General features: G+C 72.4%; 20 protein-coding genes. 17 read left to right on the forward strand and 3 right to left on the reverse strand.

Annotated elements, in window-relative coordinates; all coding sequences use genetic code 11:
* Positions 1-46: 46 nt before the first annotated feature.
* Positions 47-1,252, reverse strand: a complete 1,206-nt coding sequence (locus HPT28_RS00320; RefSeq protein WP_219088152.1) for a serine protease — start codon at positions 1,250-1,252, stop codon at positions 47-49.
* A gap of 222 nt (positions 1,253-1,474) precedes the next feature.
* Between HPT28_RS00320 and HPT28_RS00325 the strand changes: the two genes are divergently transcribed.
* From HPT28_RS00325 to HPT28_RS27315, 12 genes are all read left to right on the forward strand, one after another.
* The gene (locus HPT28_RS00325; RefSeq protein ID WP_219088153.1) at positions 1,475-3,457 is read left to right on the forward strand and encodes an IucA/IucC family protein; all 1,983 of its coding nucleotides are present in this window, start codon (positions 1,475-1,477) and stop codon (positions 3,455-3,457) included.
* Positions 3,458-3,482: 25 nt separating this feature from the next.
* Complete coding sequence (locus HPT28_RS00330; RefSeq protein WP_219088154.1) at positions 3,483-4,226, forward strand: GNAT family N-acetyltransferase; 744 nt, start codon at positions 3,483-3,485, stop codon at positions 4,224-4,226.
* Positions 4,227-4,275: 49 nt separating this feature from the next.
* Entirely contained in the window at positions 4,276-6,285 is a 2,010-nt protein-coding gene (locus HPT28_RS00335; RefSeq protein ID WP_219088155.1) for an ATP-dependent DNA helicase, read from the forward strand.
* Positions 6,286-6,477: 192 nt separating this feature from the next.
* Positions 6,478-7,284 carry a transcriptional repressor LexA gene (gene lexA / locus HPT28_RS00340; RefSeq protein ID WP_219088156.1) on the forward strand — a complete coding sequence of 269 codons (807 nt, stop codon included), beginning with the start codon at positions 6,478-6,480 and terminating at the stop codon, positions 7,282-7,284.
* Between the two features lie 613 nt (positions 7,285-7,897).
* Positions 7,898-8,422, forward strand: coding sequence for a transcriptional regulator NrdR (nrdR, locus tag HPT28_RS00345; protein ID WP_219088157.1), 525 nt, complete (start codon positions 7,898-7,900; stop codon positions 8,420-8,422).
* Positions 8,423-8,547: 125 nt separating this feature from the next.
* Complete coding sequence (locus tag HPT28_RS00350; RefSeq protein WP_219088158.1) at positions 8,548-11,439, forward strand: vitamin B12-dependent ribonucleotide reductase; 2,892 nt, start codon at positions 8,548-8,550, stop codon at positions 11,437-11,439.
* A gap of 153 nt (positions 11,440-11,592) precedes the next feature.
* Positions 11,593-12,420, forward strand: coding sequence for an arylamine N-acetyltransferase (locus HPT28_RS00355; protein WP_219088159.1), 828 nt, complete (start codon positions 11,593-11,595; stop codon positions 12,418-12,420).
* 20 nt (positions 12,421-12,440) lie between these two features.
* Positions 12,441-13,049, forward strand: a complete 609-nt coding sequence (locus HPT28_RS00360; protein ID WP_219088160.1) for a YdbC family protein — start codon at positions 12,441-12,443, stop codon at positions 13,047-13,049.
* 118 nt (positions 13,050-13,167) lie between these two features.
* Entirely contained in the window at positions 13,168-13,824 is a 657-nt protein-coding gene (locus tag HPT28_RS00365) for a histidine phosphatase family protein (protein WP_219088161.1), read from the forward strand.
* 66 nt (positions 13,825-13,890) lie between these two features.
* The gene (locus HPT28_RS00370) at positions 13,891-14,799 is read left to right on the forward strand and encodes an ADP-ribosylglycohydrolase family protein (RefSeq protein WP_219088162.1); all 909 of its coding nucleotides are present in this window, start codon (positions 13,891-13,893) and stop codon (positions 14,797-14,799) included.
* A 9-nt stretch (positions 14,800-14,808) separates the two neighbouring features.
* On the forward strand, positions 14,809-15,519 hold the full coding sequence (locus tag HPT28_RS00375; protein ID WP_219088163.1) for a ribonuclease HII: 711 nt from the start codon (positions 14,809-14,811) through the stop codon (positions 15,517-15,519).
* A gap of 281 nt (positions 15,520-15,800) precedes the next feature.
* Complete coding sequence (locus HPT28_RS27315) at positions 15,801-16,199, forward strand: hypothetical protein (protein WP_306824556.1); 399 nt, start codon at positions 15,801-15,803, stop codon at positions 16,197-16,199.
* Positions 16,200-16,217: 18 nt separating this feature from the next.
* Here the strand turns inward: HPT28_RS27315 and HPT28_RS00385 are convergent, their stop codons facing one another.
* Positions 16,218-16,745 carry a hypothetical protein gene (locus tag HPT28_RS00385; RefSeq protein ID WP_308119018.1) on the reverse strand — a complete coding sequence of 176 codons (528 nt, stop codon included), beginning with the start codon at positions 16,743-16,745 and terminating at the stop codon, positions 16,218-16,220.
* Positions 16,746-16,910: 165 nt separating this feature from the next.
* Positions 16,911-19,076: a RecQ family ATP-dependent DNA helicase gene (locus HPT28_RS00390; RefSeq protein WP_219088165.1), complete on the reverse strand. Its 2,166-nt coding sequence runs from the start codon at positions 19,074-19,076 to the stop codon at positions 16,911-16,913.
* A 132-nt stretch (positions 19,077-19,208) separates the two neighbouring features.
* Between HPT28_RS00390 and HPT28_RS00395 the strand changes: the two genes are divergently transcribed.
* The 5 genes from HPT28_RS00395 (at position 19,209) to HPT28_RS00415 (ending at position 26,265) form a co-directional block, all read left to right on the forward strand.
* Positions 19,209-20,387: a DUF4192 domain-containing protein gene (locus tag HPT28_RS00395; protein ID WP_219088166.1), complete on the forward strand. Its 1,179-nt coding sequence runs from the start codon at positions 19,209-19,211 to the stop codon at positions 20,385-20,387.
* Positions 20,388-20,460: 73 nt separating this feature from the next.
* Complete coding sequence (locus tag HPT28_RS00400; protein ID WP_219088167.1) at positions 20,461-21,204, forward strand: NUDIX domain-containing protein; 744 nt, start codon at positions 20,461-20,463, stop codon at positions 21,202-21,204.
* A 97-nt stretch (positions 21,205-21,301) separates the two neighbouring features.
* Positions 21,302-23,212 carry an ATP-binding cassette domain-containing protein gene (locus tag HPT28_RS00405; protein ID WP_219088168.1) on the forward strand — a complete coding sequence of 637 codons (1,911 nt, stop codon included), beginning with the start codon at positions 21,302-21,304 and terminating at the stop codon, positions 23,210-23,212.
* 97 nt (positions 23,213-23,309) lie between these two features.
* On the forward strand, positions 23,310-24,269 hold the full coding sequence (locus HPT28_RS00410) for a FadR/GntR family transcriptional regulator (protein WP_308119019.1): 960 nt from the start codon (positions 23,310-23,312) through the stop codon (positions 24,267-24,269).
* Positions 24,270-24,669: 400 nt separating this feature from the next.
* On the forward strand, positions 24,670-26,265 hold the full coding sequence (locus HPT28_RS00415) for an RNA polymerase sigma factor (protein WP_308119020.1): 1,596 nt from the start codon (positions 24,670-24,672) through the stop codon (positions 26,263-26,265).
* Positions 26,266-26,276: the final 11 nt, after the last annotated feature.

Consider the following 26,276-nt stretch of genomic DNA (forward strand, 5'->3'; position numbering starts at 1 on the left):
GACCTGGCGTGCGGGAGGGCCGTCGGCGCAGCCCTCCCGTTGCCCGTTACTTGCTCAGTGAGTCGAAGACGGCCTTGGCCTCGGCGCCGAGGCGCGGGCCGGCGAGCCAGGTCGCCGTGACCGGGCCGATCGAGGTCACCGAGTACAGCTCGTCCTCGCCGTCGGGGCCCGGCGCGAGCCAGCCGCCGCCGGAGGAGCCGCCGGTCATGGTGCAGCCGGCCCGGTACATCGTCGGCTGCTCGGTGTCGATCGTGAGACGGCCGGGCGCGCCCGTGCAGCTGTACATCGCGCTGCCGTCGTAGGGCGGCGCGGCCGGGTAGCCGCGCACGGTCATCTCGGGCAGCGTGCTCACCTTGGGGAGGCTGAAGTTGACCTTCACCGCGTCACCGACGGTCTCCTCCAGGGAGGCCGTGGTCGACTCCTCCTCCGGGCTCACCTTGAGCACGGCGAAGTCCTGCTGGGCACCCGCGCCACCGCGATCGGCGCCGGTGTTGCGCCAGTGGTCGGTCGTGGCGGCCTCCGCGGCCCACCAGATGCCGTGCGGCAGGACGTCCTCCCGGGGAGCGGACTCCAGCTCCTCGGCGGCCAGCCCCTCGTGGTTGAAGCCGGGCACGAAGATGACGTTGCGGAACCAGCCCTTGTCCTTGCCGCCGTGGACGCAGTGGCCGGCGGTGGCGACGAGGTTGGACTTGCCGGGGTTGGCCGGGTCCTGCACCACCGTCGCGGAGCAGACCATCTGGCCCTTCGGGGTGTCCATGAAGACCTTGCCGTGGGCAGGTGCCTTCTCGGTGTACGGCGTCTCCACCTCGACGGCCTGAACGACCGGCGGCGTCGGGTCCGTGACGCCCTCGTCCTCGTTCGCGCCCTCGCCGTCGCCGTCCGGTGTGCCGTCGATCTCGTCCTCGTCGACCTCGCGCTCGGGCTCCTCCGCGTCGTTCATCCGGTCCCGGTCCCAGAGGTCCTCGATGATCGGGTTGATGAAGTCCTTGGCGTCACCGAGCCAGCCGTCGGGTTCCCAGTTGTCCCACTCGCCTTCCTTCCAGCGCTTGAGGTCGTCGACCGAGAAGGGGAGGTCCTTGGGGAGTCCGAGGTCCCGGCTGCCGCTGTCGGCGGAGGCCGAAGAGCTCGGCTTCGGGTCGCTCTCCGGGTTCTCTTCGGGACCACAGGCTGTGGCGGTCACCGACAGCGCGGCTACCGCGGCGACCGCGGCCAGCGCCGAGCGGCGTGGCGCGAACGTTCGCTTGGACGACATGGACGAACTCCCCCTGAACTGGATGCATCTGCGTGTTACTTGTCATGAACCGCGCTGAAGCGAGGCGCCCCCCACTATGCCGGTGCCGCCTACGACGGCACGCGTCGGGTCCGCGGTTCCGCCCGCTCCCGCGGATATCCCCGCCGGGGCCGTGATCGAAGGCCCCTCGCGTCGTTGGTCCCTGCGGACTGCGCAGCGGTTCCGCAGGCACAGGGAGGTTTTGTGAAGACACGTGCCGGTTCCGAGGAGCTCCCGAACGGCAACGGCAGCCCGCCCCGAAGCCCCTCCCCACGAGCGCTCGACGATCCCCCGGTGCCACGTCAGACGCGACGCGCGCCGACCGGGACCGCGGCCCCGGCCGACGCCTGCGCCGGGGGCGCCGCCGCCGTCCCCCTGGACCACCCCGGCGCCGACCCCCTGGACGACCCCGAGCCCCACCGCGCGGCCGACGTGGCCGGAACGGAGAACCTGCTGCGCTGCTGGGTACGGGAGACGGGCCAGACCGCAGCGCCCGTCGGCCGCACGCTGCGCGTTCCGCTCCGCGCGAGCGGTACCGCCCTGCGCGTACCGGTGCGCTACTGGTCGCCCTCCGGATGGCACCGCTTCGGGCCACCAGCCCTCGAACACGCACCCGCCGACGCCGCGCCGCTGGACGCGGTGACCCTCGCAGCCCTCCTCGCCCGCGAGGCCGCCCACCAGACCGGAGCGGCGGCAGAGGGCACCGAACTCGTCGGGCGCGTCGCCGACTCCGTCCGGCACACCGCGCGCTTCCTCGCCGCCCGCCGCGCGCACCCCGGTCCGGCGCCCGGCACGGTGCCGTTCCTCGCCGCCGAGCAGGACCTCGTCCTCGGCCACGCGGCACATCCGGCCCCCAAGAGCCGGGAGGGCCTCGCCGAGGACGAGACGGAGCGGTACTCGCCGGAGCTGCGCGGCGCGTTCCCGCTGCACTGGTTCGCCGTCCACCACTCCGTGCTCGCCGCCGACTCGGCGTGGACCGAGCGCGGGCGGGTGGTCCCCGCCGCCGCCCTGGCCGCCCGCCTCGCGCCCGACCTGCGGCGCCCCACCGGTACCGTCGTCCTGCCCCTGCACCCCTGGCAGGCCCGCGCCGTGCGGCACCGGCCCGCCGTGGCCGCCCTGCTCGACGCCGGCCTGCTGACGGACCTGGGCCCCGCCGGAGAACCCTGGCACCCGACGTCGTCGGTGCGCACCGTGGCCCGGCCCGGTTCCCCGACGATGCTGAAGCTCTCCCTGGCCCTGCGCATCACCAACTCCCGCCGAGAGAACCTCCGGAAGGAGCTGCACCGCGGAGTCGAGGTCCACCGGCTGCTGCGCAGCGGGCTCGGCGAGCGCTGGCGGGCCGCCCACCCCGGATTCGACATCGTCCGCGACCCCGCTTGGCTCGCCGTCGACGGCCCGGACGGCGCGCCCGTGCCCGGACTGGACACAGTCTTCCGCCACAACCCGTTCGGCCCGGAGGACGACGCCGTGTGCGTGGCCTCCCTGACCTCGCCCCGGCCCTGGCCCGGCATCGAGGGCCACCCCGTCCGCTCCCGGCTCGCCGACACGGTCCGGAGGCTGGCCGCGCGCACCGGGCGGCCCGCGCACGCCGTCGCCGTCGAGTGGTTCCTGCGCTACCTGGACACGGTCGTCGCCCCGGTGCTGTGGCTCGACGCCCACGCCGGGATCGCCCTGGAAGCCCACCAGCAGAACACCGTGGTCCTGCTCGACGGTGAGGGCTGGCCCTGCGGCGGCCGGTACCGCGACAACCAGGGCTACTACTTCCGCGCCTCCCACCGGGACGCCCTCGACGCGCGGCTGCCCGGAGTGGGGGAGGCCAGCGACTCCTTCGTCCCCGACGCCGTCACCGACGAACGCTTCGCCTACTACCTCGGCATCAACCACGTCCTCGGCCTGATCGGCGCGTTCGGCTCCCAGGCGGGCGTCGACGAGGAACTGCTGCTCACCGCCTTCCGCCGCTTCCTGGCCGCCCACGCCGAGCCCGGCGACGACGGCTCACCGCGCTCACCGCTCCCGCGACTCCTCCTCGACGCCCCCGCGCTGCGGTGCAAGGCCAACCTGCTCACCCGGCTGCACGGGCTGGACGAGCTCGTCGGCCCGGTGGACACCCAGTCCGTGTACGTCACCGTGCCGAACCCACTGGCCCACGCCCTCGCCGGCCCGCGCACCGCCCGGCTGCCGTCCTGACCCACCTGCCGGAAGGAGCGACGCCGTGCCGTCCCCCGAACCCACCGTCACCGAGTCCGGCGACCGCGGTGACGACGACACCCTCGATCTCGAACTGCCGCCCGAGCTCCTCGCCACGGCACCCGGGACCGGAGCGGTGCCCGCCGAGGGCTCACGGTCCGTCTCGGCTCCTGCCTCGGGGCCCGTCACCGCGCCCGGCGAGCTGATCGGTGCTGTCGACCGGTGGCCACCGGTGGCCGGGCCCTTCGGCACCTTCCAGCTCGTCCCCGTCCGCCTGGAGCGCGATCTGCCGCTCCTCGGTGCCTGGATGAACGATCCGGACGTCGCCGCGTACTGGGGCCTGGCGGGAGATCCGGACGTCACCGCCCGGCACCTGCGTGCGCAGCTCGAGGGCGACGGGCGCAGCGTCCCCTGCCTGGGTGTGCTCGACGGCACGCCCATGAGCTACTGGGAGCTCTACCGGGCCGATCTCGACCCGCTCGCCCGGCACTTCCCCACCCGTCCCCACGACATCGGCATCCACCTGCTCATCGGCCCGGCGGAGTACCGGGGGCGCGGGCTCGGCGCCGCGCTCCTGCGGGCGGTCGCCGAGCTCGTCCTCGGCCGCCGCCCGGCCTGCCGCCGGGTGCTCGCCGAGCCCGACGTCCGCAACGCCGTCTCCGTCGCCGCCTTCCTGCGGGCTGGCTTCCGGCTCGCCGCCGAGGTGGACCTGCCGGACAAGCGCGCCGCCCTCGTCGTCCGGGAGCGGCCCGGGCACCTGGCGCCCTGACGGCGCCCGGTTCGGGGGTGTCAGTGGCACGACGTAGGGTTACTGCCCTATGAGCGAAGCATCCGGCGGCCCCGCCCTCACCGAGCTCCTGCACGCCGCCGTCACCGCGGTCGGCGGCACCGAGCGGCCTGGGCAGGTGGCCATGGCCGAGGCGGTGGCGGACGCCGTCGGAGAGGGCACGCACCTGCTCGTCCAGGCGGGTACGGGCACCGGAAAGTCCCTGGGCTACCTCGTGCCCGCCCTGGCGCAGGGCGAGCGCGTGGTCGTCGCGACGGCGACGCTGGCGCTACAGCGCCAGCTCGTCGAACGGGACCTGCCGCGTACGGTCGAGGCGCTCCACCCCGTCCTGCGGCGGCGCCCCGAGTACGCCATGCTCAAGGGCCGGTCGAACTACCTGTGCCTGCACCGGCTGCACGAGGGCGTCCCGGCCGAGGAGGAGGACGGCCTCTTCGACCCGTTCGAAGCCGTTGCCCAGGCCTCACCGGGCGCGTCCGGGGCCTCCAGCAAGCTCGGCAAGGACCTGCTCCGCCTGCGGGACTGGGCGGACGAGACGGAGTCGGGTGACCGGGACGACCTCCGCCCCGGTGTCTCCGACCGCGCCTGGGGGCAGGTCTCCGTGTCCTCGCGGGAGTGTCTCGGGGCCGCCAAGTGCCCCTATGGCGCCGAGTGCTTCGCCGAGGCGGCCCGCGAGCGCGCCAAGCTGGCCGACGTCATCGTCACGAACCACGCGCTGCTCGCCATCGACGCCATCGAGGGCGCCCCGGTGCTGCCCGGGCACGAGGTCCTCATCGTCGACGAGGCGCACGAGCTCGTCTCCCGCGTCACCGGTGTGGCCTCCGGGGAGCTGACGCCCGGCGGAGTCGCCCGCGCCGTGCGCCGGGCGGCGAAGCTCGTGGACGAGAAGGCGGCGGACCAGCTGCTGACGGCCTCCGAGGGGTTCGAGCGGCTCATGGAGCTGGCCCTGCCCGGACGGCTGGAGGAGATCCCCGAGGACCTCGGCTTCGCCCTCGCCGCCCTGCGGGACGCCGCGCGGAACTGCCTGACCGCGCTCGGCAACACCCGGGACCGCTCCGTGCAGGACGAGGACGCGGTGCGCAAGCAGGCCGTCGCCTCCCTGGAGAACGTGCACGCCGTCGCGGAGCGCGTGGCGCAGGGCTCCGAGTACGACGTCGTCTGGTACGAGCGGCACGAGCGCTACGGTGCCTCGCTGCGGGTGGCCCCGCTGTCCGTCTCGGGGCTGCTGCGGGAGAAGCTGTTCGAGGACCGCTCGGTGGTTCTCACCTCCGCGACGCTCAAGCTCGGCGGGGACTTCGACGGTGTGGGGGCCTCGCTGGGGCTGGCCCCCGAGGGCCGGCACGAGCAGGACGCGGAGGCCCCCGCATGGCGGGGCCTGGACGTGGGTTCGCCGTTCGACTACCGCAAGCAGGGCATCCTCTACGTCGCCCAGCACCTTTCCCCGCCCGGCCGGGAGGGCAGCCGGGGCGACATGCTGGACGAGCTCGCCGAGCTGGTGGAGGCGGCGGGCGGGCGCACGCTCGGGCTGTTCTCCTCGATGCGGGGCGCGCAGGCGGCGGCCGAGGAGTTGCGCGGCAGGCTGGACGTCCCGATCCTCCTCCAGGGGGAGGAGACGCTCGGGGAGCTGATCCGACGGTTCGCCGAGGACGCCCGCACGTGTCTGTTCGGCACGCTGTCGCTCTGGCAGGGCGTGGACGTGCCGGGCCCGAACTGCCAGCTCGTCGTGATGGACCGCATCCCCTTCCCGCGGCCCGACGACCCGCTCATGAGCGCCCGGCAGCGGGCGGTCGAGCAGAGTGGCGGCAACGGATTCATGGCGGTCGCCGCCACCCACGCGGCACTGCTCATGGCCCAGGGCGCCGGCCGCCTGGTGCGCGCCACCGGGGACCGGGGCGTGGTTGCGGTGCTGGACCCGAGGCTGGCGAAGGCGCGGTACGGCGGCTTCCTGCGCGCCTCCATGCCGGACTTCTGGTACACGACCGACCCCGGGCAGGTCCGTCGCTCGCTCTCCGCGATCGACGCGGCGGCCGGGGACCCGGGCTGACGGTCGCCGGGCGCTGAGAAGCCGCGCGGCGGGCCCGCCGCGGGCCCTCCCACGCTGTGGCCTATACACCGCAGAGCGTGATCACGGCAGGCAATCGCCGATATTTCACTCGAACGTGTGTTTGGCGCAACCTTTCGAAACCAACTACCGTTGTGCAGCAGGGAGAACAGTTCGAAAGGGGTGCCGACCACCGTGACCACCACCGCAGACAGCGCCATGATCACCGCTCGCGACGTCACCGACGGCGTCGACCAGCCCCGCCCGGGCGGCGACGCGGAGGGGCCCGCAGGGGCCACCGCGGCCGCCGGACGCGCGGCCTCCACGGCGGCGCGGGCGCTGCCGGGACGGCCACCCGGCATCCGGGCGGACAGCACGGGCCTCACCGACCGGCAGCGCCGCGTGATCGAGGTCATCAGGGACTCGGTCCAGCGCCGTGGCTACCCACCCTCCATGCGCGAGATCGGCCAGGCGGTGGGGCTCTCCAGCACCTCCTCCGTCGCCCACCAGCTCATGGCCCTGGAGCGCAAGGGGTTCCTGCGGCGTGACCCGCACCGGCCGCGCGCGTACGAGGTCCGCGGTTCCGACACGCCGAGCACCCAGACCACGGACACCACCGGCAAGCCCGCCGCGTTCTACGTCCCCCTCGTGGGCCGCATCGCCGCCGGCGGCCCCATCCTCGCGGAGGAGTCCGTCGAGGACGTGTTCCCCCTGCCCCGCCAGCTCGTCGGCGACGGTGAGCTGTTCGTCCTCAAGGTCGTGGGGGACTCGATGATCGAGGCGGCGATCTGCGACGGCGACTGGGTCACGGTGCGCCGTCAGCCCGTGGCCGAGAACGGCGACATCGTGGCCGCCATGCTTGACGGCGAGGCCACCGTCAAGCGCTTCAAGCGGGAGGACGGGCACGTGTGGCTGCTCCCGCACAACTCCGCCTACCAGCCCATCGCCGGCGACGAAGCGACGATCCTCGGCAAGGTCGTCGCCGTCATGCGCCGCATCTGACAGCTGCCCCGCGGTGGGCCGGCGCGCCCGGGGCCCGCGTCCGGCCCACCAGCCCGCCCTCGCCGCCCGTCCTGGCCGCCTGTGTCGGCGCGTCGGCCCCCTCGTGTCTCCCGGCCGGCGGGCCGCAGGCGCACGGGCTTCGGGGGCCCTCTCCAACGGACCCCGGCCGTCACTCTGTGTGTGCGGTGGACCGGCGCGGCGCGTCGGTTCCGGCTGAGGTAATCTCTCGCCGGTGCCTCTCGTGGCGGTGCCCCGGTCTCCGGGTTCGCGCGAGCCCGGAGGCGTTCCCGAGTCGTCGGCGGGTGAGCCCGGCGGCTTCCACGCGGAGGCGCAACGCCCCCTCCGCGCCCGTATCCGTGCCACCGTGCGGCCCGCAACCCCCGCCCCGCGGCGGGCGGATATCCGTTTCCGGTCGGTGCGGTCTCTTCGGCCACCTCTCTCTTTGGGCACCACATCTAGTGGTTGTGTGAGAAGCACCCCCAACAGGTTGTGTCCCGATGCGTCTTCGACGCGCTGCATCGCCTATGCTGGTGTCCGTTCCGAGGGGGCCGATCCGATCCCCGAGGGGCGATATCGTCATGTCGCGTATCGAGGGTGAGGAAGGTGGTTCGCCATGCACTGCCCCTTCTGCAGGCACCCCGACAGCCGGGTCGTCGACAGCAGGACGGCGGACGACGGCACCGCGATCCGCCGGCGCCGTCAGTGCCCGCACTGCTCCCGTCGTTTCACGACGCTGGAGAACGCGTCACTGATGGTGATCAAACGGAGCGGCGTCACCGAGCCCTTCAGTCGGGACAAGGTGATCGCCGGGGTACGCAAGGCGTGCCAGGGCAGGCCGGTCGGTGAGGACGCGCTCGCCCAGCTCGGCCAGCGGGTCGAGGAGGCGGTGCGCGCCACCGGGAGCGCCGAGCTGTCCACCCACGACGTCGGCCTCGCCATACTCGGGCCCCTGCGGGAACTCGATGTGGTCGCCTACCTCCGCTTCGCGTCCGTCTACCGGGCGTTCGACACGCTGGAGGACTTCGAGAGCGCCATCACCGAGCTCCGGCACTCCGTGCCGGAACAGGGCGCCGAGGGCGCGGCGCCAGGTGCCGGAGTCCGGCCGGACGCCCCGGCGCCGGTGGTCGCCGGCGACTGAGCGGCACGCACAGCCAGGACCTCACCGGATCCGCGCCGGTCGATGCGGGTCCGGCGGCAGTCAGACATCGTGACCCGGAAGAAAACGGGCACATCGGGCGTTACGCCCTTACCAGGGAGGCGGGAATGACAGAGACGACGAGCGGCCCGGCACGAGGCTCACGAGCCAAGGCCGGCAAGCCGGAGAAGGCTGTGAAGTCCGGTCGCACGGCCGGGGGCCTGCGGGTCGAGCGCATCCACACCACCCCGGGGGTCCACCCCTACGACGAGGTGGTCTGGGAGCGCCGTGACGTCGTCATGACCAACTGGCGGGACGGCTCCGTCAACTTCGAACAGCGGGGTGTGGAGTTCCCCGAGTTCTGGTCGGTCAACGCCGCCAACATCGTTACCAGCAAGTACTTCCGCGGCGCCGTGGGCACCCCGCAGCGCGAGACGAGCCTCAAGCAGCTCATCGACCGCGTCGTGAAGACCTACCGCGCGGCCGGCGAGGAGCACGGCTACTTCGCCTCGCCCGCCGACGCCGAGATCTTCGAGCACGAGCTGGCCTACGCCGTCCTCCACCAGATCTTCGCGTTCAACTCCCCGGTCTGGTTCAACGTCGGCACCAAGCAGCCGCAGCAGGTCTCGGCCTGCTTCATCCTCTCCGTCGACGACTCCATGGAGTCGATCCTCGACTGGTACAAGGAAGAGGGGATGATCTTCAAGGGCGGTTCCGGAGCCGGGCTGAACCTCTCCCGCATCCGCTCCTCCAAGGAACTGCTCTCCTCCGGCGGCAACGCCTCGGGGCCGGTGTCCTTCATGCGCGGTGCCGACGCCTCCGCCGGCACCATCAAGTCGGGCGGCGCCACCCGCCGGGCCGCCAAGATGGTCGTCCTGGATGTGGACCACCCGGACATCGAGGCCTTCATCGAGACCAAGGTGAAGGAGGAGGAGAAGATCCGCGCCCTGCGCGACGCGGGCTTCGACATGGACCTGGGCGGGGACGACATCACCTCCGTCCAGTACCAGAACGCCAACAACTCCGTGCGGGTCAACGACGCGTTCATGAAGGCCGTCGAGTCGGGCTCGAAGTTCGGCCTCCGCGCCCGGATGACCGGCGAGGTCATCGAGGAGGTCGACGCCCGCGAGCTGTTCCGCAAGATGGCGGAGGCCGCCCACGTCTGCGCCGACCCGGGCATCCAGTACGACGACACCATCAACCACTGGCACACCTCCCCGGAGTCGGGCCGCATCAGCGCCTCGAACCCGTGCAGTGAGTACATGCACCTGGACAACTCCTCGTGCAACCTCGCCTCGCTGAACCTGATGAAGTTCCTGCGGGACGACGACGAGGGCAACCAGGCCTTCGACGCCGAACGCTTCGCCAAGGTTGTCGAGCTGGTCATCACCGCGATGGACATCTCCATCTGCTTCGCCGACTTCCCGACCGAGAAGATCGGCGAGACCACCCGCGCCTTCCGCCAGCTGGGCATCGGTTACGCCAACCTCGGCGCCCTGCTGATGGCCACCGGCCACGCCTACGACTCGGACGGCGGTCGCGCACTCGCCGGCGCCATCACCTCCCTGATGACCGGCACCTCCTACCGGCGCTCCGCCGAGCTGGCCGGGATCGTCGGCTCCTACGAGGGGTACGCCCGCAACTCCGCCGCGCACAACCGCGTCATGCAGCAGCACGCCGACGCCAACGACGTGGCCAAGCGCATGGACGACCTGGACACCCCCGTCTGGGCCGCCGCGACCGAGGCCTGGCAGGACGTCCTGCGCCTGGGCAAGAAGAACGGATTCCGCAACGCGCAGGCCAGCGTGCTCGCCCCGACGGGCACCATCGGCCTGATGATGGACTGCGACACCACCGGCGTCGAGCCGGACCTGGCGCTGGTGAAGTTCAAGAAGCTCGTCGGCGGCGGCTCCATGCAGATCGTCAACAACACCGTGCCGAAGGCCCTCAAGCGGCTCGGCTACCAGGACGAGCAGGTCGAGGCGATCGTCACCCACATCGCGGACCACGGCAACGTGATCGACGCCCCGGGCCTCAAGCCCGAGCACTACGAGGTCTTCGACTGCGCCATGGGTGAGCGGGCCATCTCGCCGATGGGTCACGTGCGGATGATGGCGGCCGCGCAGCCGTTCCTGTCCGGCGCCATCAGCAAGACGGTCAACATGCCCAGCAGCAGCACCGTCGAGGACGTCGAGGAGATCTACCTCCAGGGCTGGAAGCTCGGGACCAAGGCCCTGGCCGTCTACGTCGAGAACAGCAAGGTCGGTCAGCCCCTGTCGGCCAAGACGAAGGACGCGGACAAGGCGGAGGGCGACCAGGGCGCGGCGCCGGAGAAGATCGTCGAGTACCGGCCCGTGCGCCGTCGGCTCCCCAAGGGCCGTCCGGGCATCACCACCTCGTTCACCGTGGGCGGTGCCGAGGGCTACATGACGGCGAACTCCTACCCGGACGACGGCCTGGGCGAGGTCTTCCTCAAGATGTCCAAGCAGGGCTCGACCCTCGCGGGCATGATGGACGCCTTCTCCATCGCCGTGTCGGTCGGCCTCCAGTACGGCGTTCCCCTGGAGACCTACGTCTCGAAGTTCACCAACATGCGCTTCGAGCCGGCCGGAATGACCGACGACCCGGACGTGCGGATGGCCCAGTCCATCGTCGACTACATCTTCCGCCGCCTGGCGCTGGACTTCCTGCCCTTCGAGACGCGGTCCGCGCTCGGCATCCACTCGGCCGCGGAGCGTGAGCGGCACCTGGAGACGGGGTCCTACGAGCCCGAGGAGGAGCTGGACGTCGAGAGCCTGGCGCAGTCCGCTCCCCGCCACGTCGAGCAGCCGCAGCAGGCACCGGATCCGGAGGTCCAGGTGACCGGCCAGCCCCAGGCGCACAACTCCACGGAGCTGGCGGAGATGCGGCTCGGCCTGAACGCGGACGCACCCCTGTGCTTCTCCTGCGGCACCAAGATGCGCCGTGCGGGCAGCTGCTACCTCTGCGAGGGCTGCGGCTCCACCAGCGGCTGCAGCTGACGCACCTCCCCCCGGCCCAGCGGCCGGGGGGGAGGGGGCGGGGTCCCGGGTATCGGTCTGGGGCCCCGCCTCACGCGTGTCGCGGCCGAGGGCGGTCGGTCGGCGACGCGTCAGTGCGGGAATGGGGGTGGTCCGGCGCGCGTTGGAACGATCATGTGGCAAGCAGAGAAGCTCGACCTGGACGCGTACCTCTCCCGCATCAACCTCCCCGGCGCGACGCCGCGGCCCGACGCTGCCACTCTGGGGAAACTGCATCGCGCCCACGCGGCGCGGATTCCGTTCGAGAACCTGGAGATCATGCTGGGCCGTCCGGTGCCGCTGGACCTGACGGCTCTGCAGGACAAGCTGGTCACCCGGCGCCGCGGGGGTTACTGCTTCGAGCAGAACTCCCTGTTCGCCGCCGTGCTCGAGCGCGTCGGCTTCTCGTTCACCGCGCACGCGGCCCGGGTGCGCATGGGCGATCGGGACAAGCTCCTGCCCGCCACCCACATGCTCCTCACCGTCGAGGCCGAGGGGGAACGCTGGGTGGCCGACGTGGGCTTCGGGGGCGACGGGCCCCACGCTCCCGTCCGGCTGCGGGAAGGCGTGCAGACGCACCAGGGGGACTGGACGTTCTCCGTGGCCCGGGAAGACGGTGGCGTCTGGGTGCTGCGCACCCTGCGTCCCGAGGGCTGGTTCGACCTCTACGCGTTCACCGAGCAGCCCGCGTATCCGCCGGACCAGTTCGTCGCCAACTACTACGTGTCCACGCACCCCGACAGCGTGTTCACCCAGCGGCCCATCGTGCAGCGCCCGGGCGCCCACCAGCGGACCACCTTCGTGGGAGACCGCCTCCGGCTGGCCGGTCCGAACGGCTCTTTTGAGGACCGCGCGGTGAGCCCGGACGAGCTGGGTCCCCTGCTGGAGCGGGAGTTCGGAATCGACCTCACCGAGGAGGAGTTGGGGATGCTGCGTCAGCGGTATCGGACGATCAGCGGCTGAGATGCCCGTACGATGGCGCGGTGCTGGTCAAGTGGATGCGGTGCACCGTGGTCGATCGTCGTGGGTTCGAGCGCGGGCAGCGGAAGTGGGCAGGCCTCCTCGGGGAACCGGGGTTCCGGGGGCAGGGCGGGGGATGGAGCCGTACGCGGGACGCGGTCGTGCACCTCTTCGGCTTCTGGGAGAGCCGCGCCTTCTACGACTCCTTCATGGCCCGATCCCATGACCGGCTGCACGCGGCGCAGGTCGGTACCTACCGGGACCTGCGCACGCTGCTGTTCGAGTACCGCTTCGACGTGAAGACGGGCTTCAGCCCCGAGTTCACCGACACGGACCTCCTGCGGGTGGCGCACTGCACGGTGCGGGCCGAGCGCGTGGACCACTACGTGCTGATGCAGGAGAAGGTGTGGAACCCGGCCATGGCCGGGTCTCCGGGCATGGTCCGCGGCCTCTTCGCCCAGGCGCCGGACACCGAGGAGTTCCTCGTGCTGTCCATGTGGGACTCCGCCGCCGAGCACGGCAAATACCGGGAAGAGCGGATCGAGCGGCTGTCACTCCGGGCCCAGACCGGGGCCGACATCGCCGCCGTCGACGGAGACGTGATCGACCTCCAGCCCTCCTGGACGGTGTGACACCTCACCCCCGCACGCTCCACCCGTCGCACGCCCGTGCGGCCGACGCCGCCGGCCGGGGCCGGGCTCCGCGCGGCGGGGTGCTGCCCGGCGGGGAACGCGAGCTTAGGCTGTCCCTATGGCACGACCTCGGCGGATCGTTCTCCTCCGGCACGGCGAATCCGAGGGCAACGTCGACGACTCGGTGTACTCCCGTGTCCCCGACCACGCCCTGCGGCTGACGGACGAGGGATGGCGGCAGGCCGCGCAGGCCGGCGACGGACTGCGCGCGCTGTTCGGCGACGAACGGGTCTCGGCCTATGTCTCGCCCTACCGCCGCACGCACGAGACCTTCCGCGCCCTGCGCCTCGATCCCGCGCGGGCGCGGGTGCGCGAGGAGCCTCGCCTGCGGGAACAGGACTGGGGAAACTGGCAGGACTGGGCGGACGTGCGTGCCCAGAAGGCGGCCAGGGACGCCTACGGCCACTTCTTCTACCGCTTCTCGCAGGGCGAGTCGGGTGCCGACGTCTACGACCGGGTGGGCGCCTTCCTGGAGAGCCTGTGGCGCAGCTTCCAGGCAGCGGACCATCCGCCGAACGTGCTCCTGGTGACCCACGGGCTCACGATGCGGCTGTTCTGCATGCGCTGGATGCACTGGAGCGTCGCTGAGTTCGAGTCCCTGTCGAATCCCGCGAACGGGGAGACCCGGGCCCTCCTCCTCGGCCGGGACGACCGCTACCACCTCGACCGTCCCTTCGAGCGGTGGTGTGTACCCGACTCCTCCGAGCTGCTGTGACACCGCGCCCGGGAGCGGCGCGAACCCGGGGACTCCGCGTGCCGGGCGGTTAAAGTGCTCGGCATCATGACCGCTGACTCCGCCCGTCTCAGCCGTGCCCGGGCGAGCCTGCGCGGCCTGTCCGTCGGGGACGCCCTGGGCTCGCAGTTCTTCGTACCCGACAACTATCCGCTGCTCGCCCGCCGGGAGCCGCCCCCGGGACCGTGGCAGTGGACGGACGACACGGAGATGGCCGCCTCCGTGGTGGCCGTCCTGCACGAACACGGGACCGTTGACCAGGATGCGCTGGCTTCCGCGTTCGCCCTCCACCACGACTTCGACCGCGGCTACGGGCCCGCGGTGAACCGCATGCTGCGGCTGATCCGGCAGGAGGGGGCGGACTGGCGCGAGCTGGCCGCGGCCCTCTTCGACGGCCGGGGCTCGTGGGGGAACGGGGCGGCCATGCGCGTGGCCCCCGTCGGCGCCTGGTTCTCCGAGGACCCGTCCCGGGCGGTGGCGGAAGCCGAGCTGAGCGCCTTCGTCACCCACCAGCACCGGGAGGCCGTGTGCGGGGCGATGGCCGTGGCGGCGGCCGCGGCCCTGCGGGCGCAGGCGGACCCGTGGCGGCAGGGGAGCGGGGCCGAGCTGCTGAACGCCGTCGTCGACCTCGTGCCGCGCAGCGCGGTCGGTGCCGGGCTGCGGCGCGCCGTCGACCTGCTGGACTACGTGGACGTCAGCACCGTGGCGGCCGTCCTGGGCTGCGGACGGCGGACGAGCGCCCACGACACCGTGCCCTTCGCCCTGTGGGCCGTGGCCCGGCACGGCGGAAGCTTCACCGACGCGATCTGGACCACCGCCCAGGCCGGCGGCGACGTCGACACGACCTGTGCGATCGTGGGCGGGGTCCTGGCCGCGTCCGCGCAGGTGCCTCCGCCCGCCGGCTGGACCGCGGCGACCGAGGACCTGCCCGCATGGACGCCGGGGGTGGCCGAGTAGGCTGGAGGCGTGCCGTACGACCCACCTACACATCGCGTCGAACGCTCGCTGCGGGCGACGACGTCCGCCCGGATCATCGCCGGTGTCGACGAAGTGGGACGTGGCGCCTGGGCCGGCCCGGTCACCGTGTGCGCGGCCGTGACGGGGCTGCGCCGCCCGCCCGAGGGACTCACCGACTCCAAGCTGATCACCCGGGATCGCCGGACCGAGCTGGCGGAGGTACTGAGCCGCTGGGTCACGGCACACAGCCTGGGTCATGCCTGGCCGGAGGAGATCGACGCCCTCGGGATGACGGCCGCCCTGCGGCTCGCCGCCGAGCGCGCACTGGGAGGGCTCCCGGAGCGCCCGGACGCGGTGATCCTCGACGGGGCGCATGACTACCTCGGGGCACCGTGGCGGGTCCGTACCGTGATCAAGGGCGACCGCTCCTGTGTCCCGGTGGCCGCGGCCTCGGTGCTGGCCAAGGTCAAGCGGGACACCTTGATGGCCGAACTCGGCGAGGAGCATGCCGCGTTCGACTTCAGGGGCAACGCCGGCTACCCGGCTCCCGTGCACCGCGCGGCGCTCGAGGAGCTGGGGCCGACCCCGCACCACCGGCTCACCTGGGCGTACCTGGACGCGCTGCCCCGTTGGAAGCACCTCAGGAAACCCCATCCGCTCACCTCCGTTCTTGGGCCGTCCACCGAGGGCATCGAGGTGGAACAGGCCGAACTGTTCTGACGCTTGCCATCGGGGCGCAGGAACCCGCCCACACGCCACCGCCCCACGTTTGATAGACAACATCCATGCCGCACAGCTCCGAGGAGCCTCAGATCCGCCCCAGCGTTCCCGGCCCCCGCACCTCTGCGGGCGCCGCCCGTGTACCCCAGCCGCCTCGCCCCGCCGTACCGGGGCCGCGCCCCGGCCCCCGTCCCGGCCCGCCACGTGGTGCCGGCAGCCGCCCCGGCCCCGGTCCGTCCCGGGCCGCGCGCAGCACGTCGCCGTCCTCCGGCACGGCGACAGTGACGCCAACGCCTGTCCGCACAGCGCGGATCCGGCTGGAGGCCGCCACCCCAGACACCGCTGTCGCCACCGCGGACGACACCGTTGACACCCTGCTCGACGAGGGGCGCGCCCCCGCCGACATCCTGGTGCTGACGACGGGCGAGCCCCACCCGTGGGCCGAACACGAGCTCTCGTTCGGCGAGGAGTCGTACTGGCGGCAGCAGACGGAGGGAGAGGACGTCTTCTACGCGCTCGCCTCCGCGGTCACCCGGACGACCTCCCGCCCCGTGGTCGTGGTCGCCGTCAACGGGGGCACGGACGCGGACGTCGCCAGGACGCTGCCCGCGGCCCTGGCCAAGGCCGGTACGGATCTCATCGTCTGCGGTGACCCGGAGCGGCTGCGCAGCCTGCTCTGAGCCTCGCGGGAGCGCGGGTCAGGGGTGCTCGCCCCGGCCCACGGCCGCCGGACGGCGCCCCTGACGGTCGTCCCCGTGGACGCGCCACCCGTGCGGAGTGAGGGTGATGTAGGCGCCGCAGCGGAGCCCGTGCAGGGTGCAGGCGTCCCGCAGCCCCCACATCCACGCCCCGTCCTCCTCCGTCCAGCGGCCGTCCCCCGCACGGCAGTAGAGCAGTACCGCCGTGCGTATGGGGCGGCGCAGCCGCAGGTCGTGCGGGATGACGCGACGCAGCTGGTCCAGCAGGGCGTTGCGGAACTCCCAGCCGTCCGGCAGGCCGGTGCCCCTGCTGAACGAGGCGCTGGCCGCCACCCGCTCCTCCGGCCCGAGCACGGCGACGACCACGGTGGGCGGCGTCGGCCGGTGTCGCGCGTGGAGCCCGGTGACGATCTCTCGCGGATTGCGCAGCAGTGGTATGCCGGACGCTGTCCACTCGGCCGGTTCCACGGTGCGGGCCAAGCGGGAGGTGGGGTCGGTGGTCGGTGCCGATGCGGCGGCGACAGTCACGGCTCTCCCTTCTGTGCGCCCGGCGGAACGGTGCTGTCGGGCAGGGGCGCATGCCACGACGAGCACGGGGAACCTCGCGGTCCGTTACGGGAGTGAGGGTCAATTGTCGCTGGCGGGTTGACGTCCGGCAACGCACAAATCCGTCCAGTGACGGAAACTGATCGGTCAGCCTTGAACCGCCAGCACCAGTGGCATCACCCCCGGAGCGCCCGCCTGCCGCAGCCGCCGGGACACGACGGCCAGCGTCCAGCCGGTGTCGGTGTAGTCGTCCACGAGCAGGACCGGGCCCGGCGCCGCGGCCACCGCCCGCGCCAGTTCCCCGGGAACGTGGACGGCGTCGTGCAGAGCCCGGACGCGCTGCGCGCTGTTGGCGTGGGACGAAGGGCGCGCCGCGGCCCCCTCGGACAGGCCGACCTCACCGAGCAGGGGTATGCGCCCGACGGAGGCGATCTGTTCACCGAGGGAACGCACGAGGCGCGGCCTGGTGCGGGAGGCCACCGTGACCACCGCGGCGGGCCGGACCGGGGCCTTCGGATCGCCCGAGGCCCAGCCGCCGGGGCCCTTGGCCCACTCGGCCAGCACCGTGACGACGGCGCGTGCCACCTCCTCGGGGACCGGGCCGTCCGGCGTCTGTGGCTCCAGGAGTCGCCGGAGCCGACTGCCCCAGCCCAGATCCGTCAGCCGGGCCAGGGCACGGCCGGGGGAGGCCTGTTCACCAGCCGGGATGCGCCCCCGCAGGGCCACGCCCACGGCCGCGAGGCCCGTCGGCCACATGCGCCGCGGTTCGATCTCGACTCCTGGGCGATCGAGTTGCCCCCGGGCAGCGGTCAGGGACTCCGGGGCGACCTCTTCGCTGAAGCGGGGCCCGGCGCAGTTGTCGCACCGGCCGCAGGGCTCGGCCTGCGGGTCGTCGAGCTGGCGGCGCAGGAACTCCAGCCGACACCCGTTCGTGGTTGCGTACTCGCGCATCGCCTGCTGTTCGGCCGCACGCTGCCGGGCCACCCATGCGTAGCGCTCGGTGTCATAGACCCACGGCCGTCCCGTCGCCGTCCAGCCACCGCGAACCCGCCGTACCGCCCCGTCCACGTCGAGCACCTTGAGCATCATCTCCAGCCGGGACCGGCGCAGTTCCACCCGGGGCTCCAGAGCGGGGAGCGAGAGCGGGCCGTCCGCGGCGGACAGCACCTCCAGGGTGCGGCGGACCTGGTCCTCCGGCGGGAAGCTCAGCGAGGCGAAGTACTTCCAGATCGCCTCGTCCTCGGAGCCGGGGAGCAGAAGCACTTCGGCGTGCTCGACACCGCGCCCCGCCCGGCCGACCTGCTGGTAGTAGGCGATCGGCGAGGACGGGGACCCGAGGTGCACGACGAACCCGAGATCCGGCTTGTCGAACCCCATGCCCAAGGCTGAGGTGGCCACGAGCGCCTTGACGCGGTTGGCGAGCAGGTCCGCCTCGGCGGCCTCGCGATCCGCGTTCTCCGTCCGCCCGGTGTACGAGGCAACGGTGTGCCCCCGCTGCCTGAGGTAGGCGGCCACCTCCTCGGCCGCGGCGACGGTCAGCGTGTAGATGATGCCCGAGCCCGGCAGCTCGGCCAGATGACCGTCGAGCCAGGCCAGCCGCTGGGCCGGCTCCCGGAGCGGCAGTACGGACAGGCTGAGCGAGGCGCGGTCCAGCGAACCGCGCAGGACCAGCGCGCCGGCTTCCCCTGTCCCCGTCCCGAGCTGGTCGGCGACATCGGCGGTGACCCGTGCGTTCGCCGTCGCCGTGGTGGCCAGCACGGGGACGCCGGGCCGCAGTTCGGCGAGCATGCTGCGCAGCCGCCGGTAGTCGGGACGGAAGTCGTGCCCCCAGTCCGAGATGCAGTGTGCCTCATCGACGACGAGCAGCCCTGTCGTGGCCGCGAGGTGGGGGAGTACCTGATCGCGGAAGTCCGGGTTGTTGAGGCGCTCGGGGCTGACAAGGAGCACGTCGACCTCGCCGGCCGACACGGCCTCACGGACCGATTCCCACTCCTCGACGTTGGCCGAGTTGATCGTGTGTGCCCGGATGCCCGCTCGTTCGGCGGCCTCGACCTGGTTCCGCATGAGAGCCAGCAAGGGAGAGACGATCACCGTGGGTCCGTCGCCGCGTCGGCGCTGGAGCGCCGTGGCGACGAAATAGACGGCGGACTTGCCCCAGCCCGTGCGCTGGACGACGAGCACCCGCCGGTGGTCGGCGACGAGCGCCTCGACGGCCTTCCACTGGTCTTCACGCAGGCGTGCCGCGCCAGTGGCGTCACCCACCAGGCGGGATAGGACGGCGTCGGCGGCACTGCGCAAATCGTTGGCGGTCATGGCGCCATGCAACCTGACACCGCGCCGCCGCGGCCAATCCGGGCTGTGGAAAAGGCGGCGTTCGGCATATCAGTCCGATGGTCGGCTCCTGGTTGTGGAGGGCCTGCGTGGCCGATCAGCCACAGTCGAGCCATGACACACAGTGATCGGAACATCGCCCACCAGTCGTCCCCCGGTTCGCGGCCCGAACAGCAGATCACCCTCCGCGGCCCGGCCGAGCTGGCCGACGCCCTGCCCTACCTGCTCGGCTACCACCCCGACGACTCCATCGTCGTCGTGGCCGTACACGGTGACCGCGGCCGGTTCGGCGGTCGTATCCGGCTCGGAATCCCCTCGGTTCCCGAGGAGTGGCCGGGCACGGCCCGTCAGGTGGCCGACTGCCTGCTGTCCGGTAGTGAGGCCCGCGGCCCACGGCCGAGCGGCGCCGTCCTCTACGTCTGCCAGGACCCCTCCGAGGAGGAGCAGCCGGCGGCTGTGATGGCCCGGCTCCGGCCGCTCGTGCAGGAGCTGCGCACCGCGTGCGGCGCGTTGGACATGCCCGTCTACGAGGCGCTGTGCATCTCCGGTGGGCGCTTCTGGAGTTACTGCTGCCCCGACGCGCGCTGCTGTCCACCCGAGGGTTTGGCTCTCGCGCCGTCGGGCTCCTCCGCCATGGCCGCGGCCGCGGCCTACGCGGGCATCCGGGTTCGGGGCTCGCTCAAGGAGCTGGCCGCGCGTTTCACGCCTCCGGACACGGAATCGGCCAGCGTTCAGGAGCGAGCACTGGACGCCGCCGCGGCGGCCCTGCTTCCCCGCATGCTGGACGGCTTCGCCCAGGAGGGGGTTCGGGGGGAGACCCTGGAGCTTGCCGCCCGCGTTCTCGACCGCTTCTCCACCTCCGCGGGTTCCGCCCGGCTCACGGAGGCCGAGGTGGACACCAGGGACGACGCGCGGATCTGTCCACGGGAGGCGGCCTCGCTCATCGTCGGTCTGCAGGACCGGGTCACCCGGGACCGGGCGGCCGAATGGATGGAGGGCGCGGACGCCGAAGCGGCCCTGCGGTTGTGGCGGGCGCTGAGCCGCCGCTGCGTCGGGGTGTACGCCGAGTACGCGGCGGCGCCGCTCACCCTGGCCGGCTGGGTCGCCTGGTCCCTCGGAGACGACACGAACGCCAGGGTGGCGCTCGGTGCGGCCCTGGAAGCGGATCCGGAGTGCGTCTTCGCCCGTCTGCTGCACTCGGCGTGCAACAACGGCCTGGATCCCGAACCGCTGCGGGCCACGCTGCGGGGACAGCGGGCCACGCGCGGGGGAGCCCGAGAGGGGGGTGGGTGACCGTGTGCGGTGGTGCGGAAGAGCCGTCCAGCAAGCCTCTGTTTATCGTCAGGCAGACGACTATGATCACGGCATGCCCTACGACCCGTCGGCCTATCCGCCGTTCGCCGTCACCGTCGATCTGGTCGTCCTCACCGTGCGGAAACACGCGTTGTGCGCCCTCGCGGTCCGCCGAGGCGAGGCCCCGTTCCAGGGGCAGTGGGCGCTGCCCGGCGGGTTCGTTCTGCCCGACGAAGACCTGGGGGCCGCCGCCGCGCGAGAGCTGGCGGAGGAGACCGGGCTCCGTGTGGAGGAGCCGGACGGGCACAGCGCGCACCTCGAGCAGCTCGCCACGTACGGCGATCCCGACCGCGATCCGCGTATGCGTGTGGTCAGCGTGGCTCATCTGGTCCTGGCTCCCGACCTGCCGGCGCCCGTGTCGGGCGGCGACGCGAACACGGCTCGCTGGACGCCGGTCGACAGGCTGCTGGGCCCCCACGCCGGCCCCGGCGAGGCATCTGGCGGAGGCCTGGCCTTCGACCACGACCGGATTCTGGCCGATGGCGTGGAGCGTGCTCGCTCGAAGATCGAGTACTCCTCGCTCGCCACCGCCTTCTGCCCACCGGAGTTCACGGTGGGGGAACTGCGGCGCGTCTACGAAGCGGTATGGGGAGTCGCCCTCGACCCGCGGAACTTCCATCGCAAGGTCACCGGTACGCCCGGATTCCTCGTGCCGACGGGAGGAACGACGACACGTCAGGGTGGCCGCCCCGCCCAGCTCTTCCGTGCCGGAGGCGCCACGCTGCTGAACCCGCCGATGCTGCGCCCGGAGGTATGAGCGGCCCCGACACCCCGGCAGCCCGCCGTGCTGACCGGAAAGTCGGATATGTCGCGTTATCGTGCTGAACGTTGCTCGTGCGCTCAGCGGAGAAGCGATGATTCAGGCGATCGGACTCACCAGCGACCCCCGCCGCGGACGGCCGGCCGTCGTCGACGACCTGACCTTCGAGGCCAGGCCGGGGCGGATCACCACGCTGCTCGGGCCCACGGGTGCCGGCAAGTCGACAACCCTGCGGCTCATGCTTCAGCTGCAAGGGGGCCGCGGGGTGGCCCTCTTCCGTGGCCGTCCGCTGCACCAGGTGCGGCAGCCGGCCCACGAGGTGGGAGTTCTCCTCGGCGACGTCCCCGGCCACCCGGGACGGACGGCGCGCGGACACCTCAGGATGCTCGCAGCGGTGGCGGGAGTCCCCGCGGACCGGGCGGACGAGCTGCTCGACGTCGTCGGGCTGAGCGGCCTCGCCGATCAGCGGCTCGCCGCCTTCTCCCTCGGGATGGACCGTCGGCTGGGGCTCGCGGCGGCACTGCTGGGCGACCCCCACACGCTGGTGCTGGACGATCCCGCGCAGGGGCTGACAGCCCGGGAGGTCGCCTGGCTCCACAACCTCCTGAGGGGCTATGCCGAGCAGGGTGGTCTGGTCCTGACCACGACACGAGACCCCAAGGAGGCCGCCCGGATCGCCGACCGCGTCGTCACCATCGAGGGGGGCCGCCTCCTGGCCGACCAGGAGGCGGACGACTTCGCCCGTACCCGGTTGCGACCGCGGGTGGTCGTCACCTCGCCGCACGCCCGGCGGCTGGCCGCCGTCCTCGCCCAGGAGGCACGGAGCGCGGCTTGGGCGGGAGGGCTCACCGCCCAGCGCTCCGGCGCCGCGCGCCCGCGGCCCGTACACGCGGCCCGGCCGGGCGCCATCACCTCCGGCCCAGACACCGGGACGGCACAGCCGGTGGAGATCGTCGAGGAGAGTGGCGGCAGGATCTCCGTCTATGGCAGCACCTGCGCCATGGTGGGAGAGATCGCCTACCGCCACGGCATCCTCGTCCACCAGCTCGCGGACGAGGTGGGTGACACGGGCAGCCGCGCCGCACCGCCGCTCGAACGCGCCGACGGCCGGGGTGGAGATCGCCGCCCCGGCCGCGGCGGTCACGCCGCGCCCCGCGGCGCCGGTGCTGTCTGGGGCGGTGCGGCCCTGGGAACGCGGGGGGCGGGCGCCTCGCCGCGGGTGCCGACCGTTGCCCCGCCCGGCCCCTGTCGGCCGCTGCGCTATGAGCTGCGGCGGCTCAGCGGCATCCGCAGTACGTGGCTTCTCCTGGGCGGCACACTGCTGGCCGGCCTCGTGGCGGCCCTGGTGCTCGGTCACCAGGCCGACGGGGGTGGCGCTCGGGCGCTCACCGGATGGCCGGACCTCCTGCCCCTGCCGCCGCTGGCAGCCACGGCGGGCCTGCTGGGGGCCCTGTCCTTCGGCCAGGAGTTCCGGTTTCCCGCACTGGCTCCGGCCCAGGCCCCGGTGCCGCGCCGGCTGGGGCTGCTCGCCGCCAAGCTCGCCGTGTCCTCGGCTGTCGCCCTGCTGCTCACGCTCGGTGCCGTCCTGGTCAACGCCGCGGCGCTGACCGCCTGCTACGGCACCGGTTTTCTCGGCCTGCCCCCGCACTGGGCCGTGGACGTCGGGGCGACGGCCTGCCTCGCGGTCGGCTGTGCCTGGGCCGGGGTGCTGGCCGCCGCCGTCTTCCGCTCGACGATCCTCGGGACCGCCGCCGTGGTCGCGGTGCCGCTGGCCCTCGCCCCCGTGGTGCGCCGTCTCCTCGTCGACGGGAACGTCGACACCGTCACCGCGCTCTCCCAGCGCCTGGAGCCGCTGATCCTCCTGCGCTGGCCGGGCGGCGCCGATTCCTGGGCGCCCACTGCGGCCCGGCTGCTCTCCCAGCCGGTGAGCGGCGCGCTGGCCGTCTCGCTGGCCGCACTGTTCTTCGCCTACGCCTGCACCACCCTCTACGGAAGGGCCCGCTGAGGATCCCCGGCGACGCGTCTGACCTGCGCGGACCGCCTCCTGCGTCGGGGTGAGCCCGCGGCGTCAATCGCACAGGGGGCGACGATCACCCTTTCGTGTGCTTTTCACCAAAGCCCTCAAGCCCGTTGGATCGGCCGCCGACAAAGGATGCGTGACTACCCTTGCGCACTCCACGATGACGTCCTCCCGTCCCGCCGACCCGGCCCGCGGCGAGCTGGGACGCTACTCCTACGCCGAATCCACCGGCGTACCGCGGGCGACCACCAGCGTTCCGGCCTGGGACGGCGGCGAGCCCGACCTCGCCCGGGCCGGGCGGAGAGCGTCCGGCAGCCGCGGACGCGGCCTGCACGGCCAACTGGTCCAGCAGCTCGGCCAAATGATCGTCTCCGGGGACCTCGGTGCGGACCGCCCGCTCGTGCCCGAGGAGATCGGACAGCGGTTCGAGGTCTCCCGCACCGTGGTCCGGGAGTCGCTGCGCGTGCTGGAGGCCAAGGGCCTCGTCAGCGCCAGGCCCAACGTCGGTACGCGGGTCCGTCCCGTGAGCGACTGGAACCTGCTCGATCCCGACATCATCGAGTGGCGGGCCTTCGGGCCCCAGCGGGACGACCAGCGGCGTGAGCTGCGTGAGCTGCGCTGGGCGATCGAACCGCTGGCCGCCAGGCTCGCGGTGGGGCACGGCCACGACGAGCTGCAGCAGCGTCTCGCGGACATGGTGGAGATCATGGGCCGGGCGCTCACCCAGGGCGACGCCCTGACCTTCTCCCGTGCCGACACCGAGTTCCACACCCTGCTGCTGCAGGCCGCGGGCAACCGGATGCTGGAGCACCTCTCCGGCATCGTCTGCGCCGCGCTGCACGTCTCCGGCGGGCCCGCGACCGGCTGTGAGCGCCCCACGGAGGCGGCGGTCACCGAGCACCAGCGGATCGTGGACGCGCTCGACGCGGGGGAGCCCGCCGCCGCCGAGGCGGCGATGCGCCAGCTGCTGTCCGTGCACCCCGAGACGGCGGGTACGGCGGCCGGGGACGGTCACATCGTCCCTCCGCCGCGCGAGCACTGAGGCCCCCGCGACGCCCATCGTCTTCCCTCGTCGCCGGATTCCCGCAGAGTGGAATCCGGCGACGCCTTTCTGTACGGCCGGCACCCGTACGGGACCCGAGCCGTCGCTGATCGCGACCGCGTCCCGCTCCCGCCGCCTTGGCAGATATGGGTCATACACTCTTGTACGTACACTTATGTCCTGTGACTCGCGACACGCGGATTGGGCGTAACGCTTCACGCGGACAGCGCGATGGTTCAAGAGGTAGTAGCCACAGCGGGAATACCGTGCGCTCGAATCGGCGTTGTGTTCCCACCCTGCACTGCTCGCCCGGGCAGCCGGTTCATCCCCGCCGGTGCCCCTCGGCTCGGCCCCCCGTGGGCAGGGTCGTAGCCGTTCCCATCGTTCCGAGAGGTTGTTCGTGTCGGCCAGCACATCCCGTACGCTCCCCGCGGAGATCGCCGAGTCCGAGTCTGTGATGGCGCTCATCGAGCGGGGAAAGACTGAGGGGCAGATCGCCGGCGACGACGTGCGTCGGGCCTTCGAGGCTGACCAGATTCCGCCAACCCAGTGGAAGAACGTTCTGCGCAGCCTCAACCAGATCCTCGACGAGGAGGGTGTGACGCTGATGGTGAGTGCCGCCGAGGCGCCCAAGCGCACCCGTAAGAGTGCCGCGGCGAAGGCACCGGCCCGGCGTGCCGCCGCCAAGCCGGCCGCTGCCAAGACCGCGGCCAAGAAGGCCGCTCCTGCCGCCGACCCCGCTCCGGCGGAGGCCGCGACCGCCGCGGTGGCGGATACGGCCGCGGCTCCGGCCGCCGAGGCCAAGCCCGTCAAGAAGGCCGCGGCCAAGAAGACCGCGGCCAAGAAGACGGCGGCGAAGAAGACGACGGCGAAGAAGGCCGCCGCCAAGAAGACGACCGCGAAGAAGTCCGTGGTCGACGAGCTGCTCGAGGGCGACGACGAGGTCGTCGAGGAGCCGACCGCCAAGCGGGGCAAGGGCGACGAGGCGGCGCCCGAGGGCAAGGCCGAGGGCGAGACCGGCGAGGGCTTCGTTCTGTCCGACGAGGACGAGGACGACGCCCCGGCCCAGCAGGTCGCCGCGGCCGGTGCCACGGCCGACCCGGTGAAGGACTACCTCAAGCAGATCGGCAAGGTCCCGCTGCTCAACGCGGAGCAGGAGGTCGAGCTCGCCAAGCGCATCGAGGCGGGTCTCTTCGCCGAGGACAAGCTGGCGAACTCGGACAAGCTGGCGCCCAAGCTCAAGCGCGAGCTGGAGATCATCGCGGAGGACGGGCGCCGGGCCAAGAACCACCTGCTGGAGGCGAACCTCCGTCTCGTGGTCTCCCTGGCCAAGCGCTACACGGGCCGCGGCATGCTCTTCCTGGACCTGATTCAGGAGGGGAACCTCGGTCTGATCCGCGCCGTCGAGAAGTTCGACTACACCAAGGGCTACAAGTTCTCCACGTACGCGACGTGGTGGATCCGGCAGGCCATCACCCGCGCCATGGCCGACCAGGCCCGCACGATCCGTATCCCGGTCCACATGGTGGAGGTCATCAACAAGCTGGCCCGTGTCCAGCGCCAGATGCTCCAGGACCTGGGCCGCGAGCCCACTCCGGAGGAGCTGGCCAAGGAACTGGACATGACGCCGGAGAAGGTCGTCGAGGTCCAGAAGTACGGGCGGGAGCCGATCTCCCTGCACACGCCGCTGGGTGAGGACGGCGACAGCGAGTTCGGTGACCTCATCGAGGACTCCGAGGCGGTCGTCCCGGCCGACGCGGTCAGCTTCACGCTCCTCCAGGAGCAGCTGCACTCGGTCCTCGACACGCTCAGCGAGCGTGAGGCGGGCGTCGTCTCCATGCGCTTCGGCCTCACCGACGGGCAGCCGAAGACCCTGGACGAGATCGGCAAGGTCTACGGCGTGACGCGTGAGCGCATCCGCCAGATCGAGTCGAAGACCATGTCCAAGCTCCGGCACCCGTCCCGCTCGCAGGTCCTGCGCGACTACCTGGACTGAGCCGCACTCCC

The sequence above is a fragment of the Streptomyces sp. JJ38 genome (genome assembly GCF_019303475.1).
GTDB lineage: Bacteria > Actinomycetota > Actinomycetes > Streptomycetales > Streptomycetaceae > Streptomyces.

Coding starts and splice junctions, on each gene's coding strand:
- HPT28_RS00365 (WP_219088161.1), top strand. CDS start 13,168: ATGGCACGACCTCGGCGGATCGTTCTCCTCCGGCACGGCGAATCCGAG.
- HPT28_RS00355 (WP_219088159.1), top strand. CDS start 11,593: ATGTGGCAAGCAGAGAAGCTCGACCTGGACGCGTACCTCTCCCGCATC.
- HPT28_RS00370 (WP_219088162.1), top strand. CDS start 13,891: ATGACCGCTGACTCCGCCCGTCTCAGCCGTGCCCGGGCGAGCCTGCGC.
- HPT28_RS00335 (WP_219088155.1), top strand. CDS start 4,276: ATGAGCGAAGCATCCGGCGGCCCCGCCCTCACCGAGCTCCTGCACGCC.
- HPT28_RS00395 (WP_219088166.1), top strand. CDS start 19,209: ATGACACACAGTGATCGGAACATCGCCCACCAGTCGTCCCCCGGTTCG.
- HPT28_RS00320 (WP_219088152.1), bottom strand. CDS start 1,252: ATGTCGTCCAAGCGAACGTTCGCGCCACGCCGCTCGGCGCTGGCCGCG.
- HPT28_RS00400 (WP_219088167.1), top strand. CDS start 20,461: ATGCCCTACGACCCGTCGGCCTATCCGCCGTTCGCCGTCACCGTCGAT.
- HPT28_RS00390 (WP_219088165.1), bottom strand. CDS start 19,076: ATGACCGCCAACGATTTGCGCAGTGCCGCCGACGCCGTCCTATCCCGC.
- nrdR (WP_219088157.1), top strand. CDS start 7,898: ATGCACTGCCCCTTCTGCAGGCACCCCGACAGCCGGGTCGTCGACAGC.
- HPT28_RS00350 (WP_219088158.1), top strand. CDS start 8,548: ATGACAGAGACGACGAGCGGCCCGGCACGAGGCTCACGAGCCAAGGCC.
- HPT28_RS00405 (WP_219088168.1), top strand. CDS start 21,302: ATGATTCAGGCGATCGGACTCACCAGCGACCCCCGCCGCGGACGGCCG.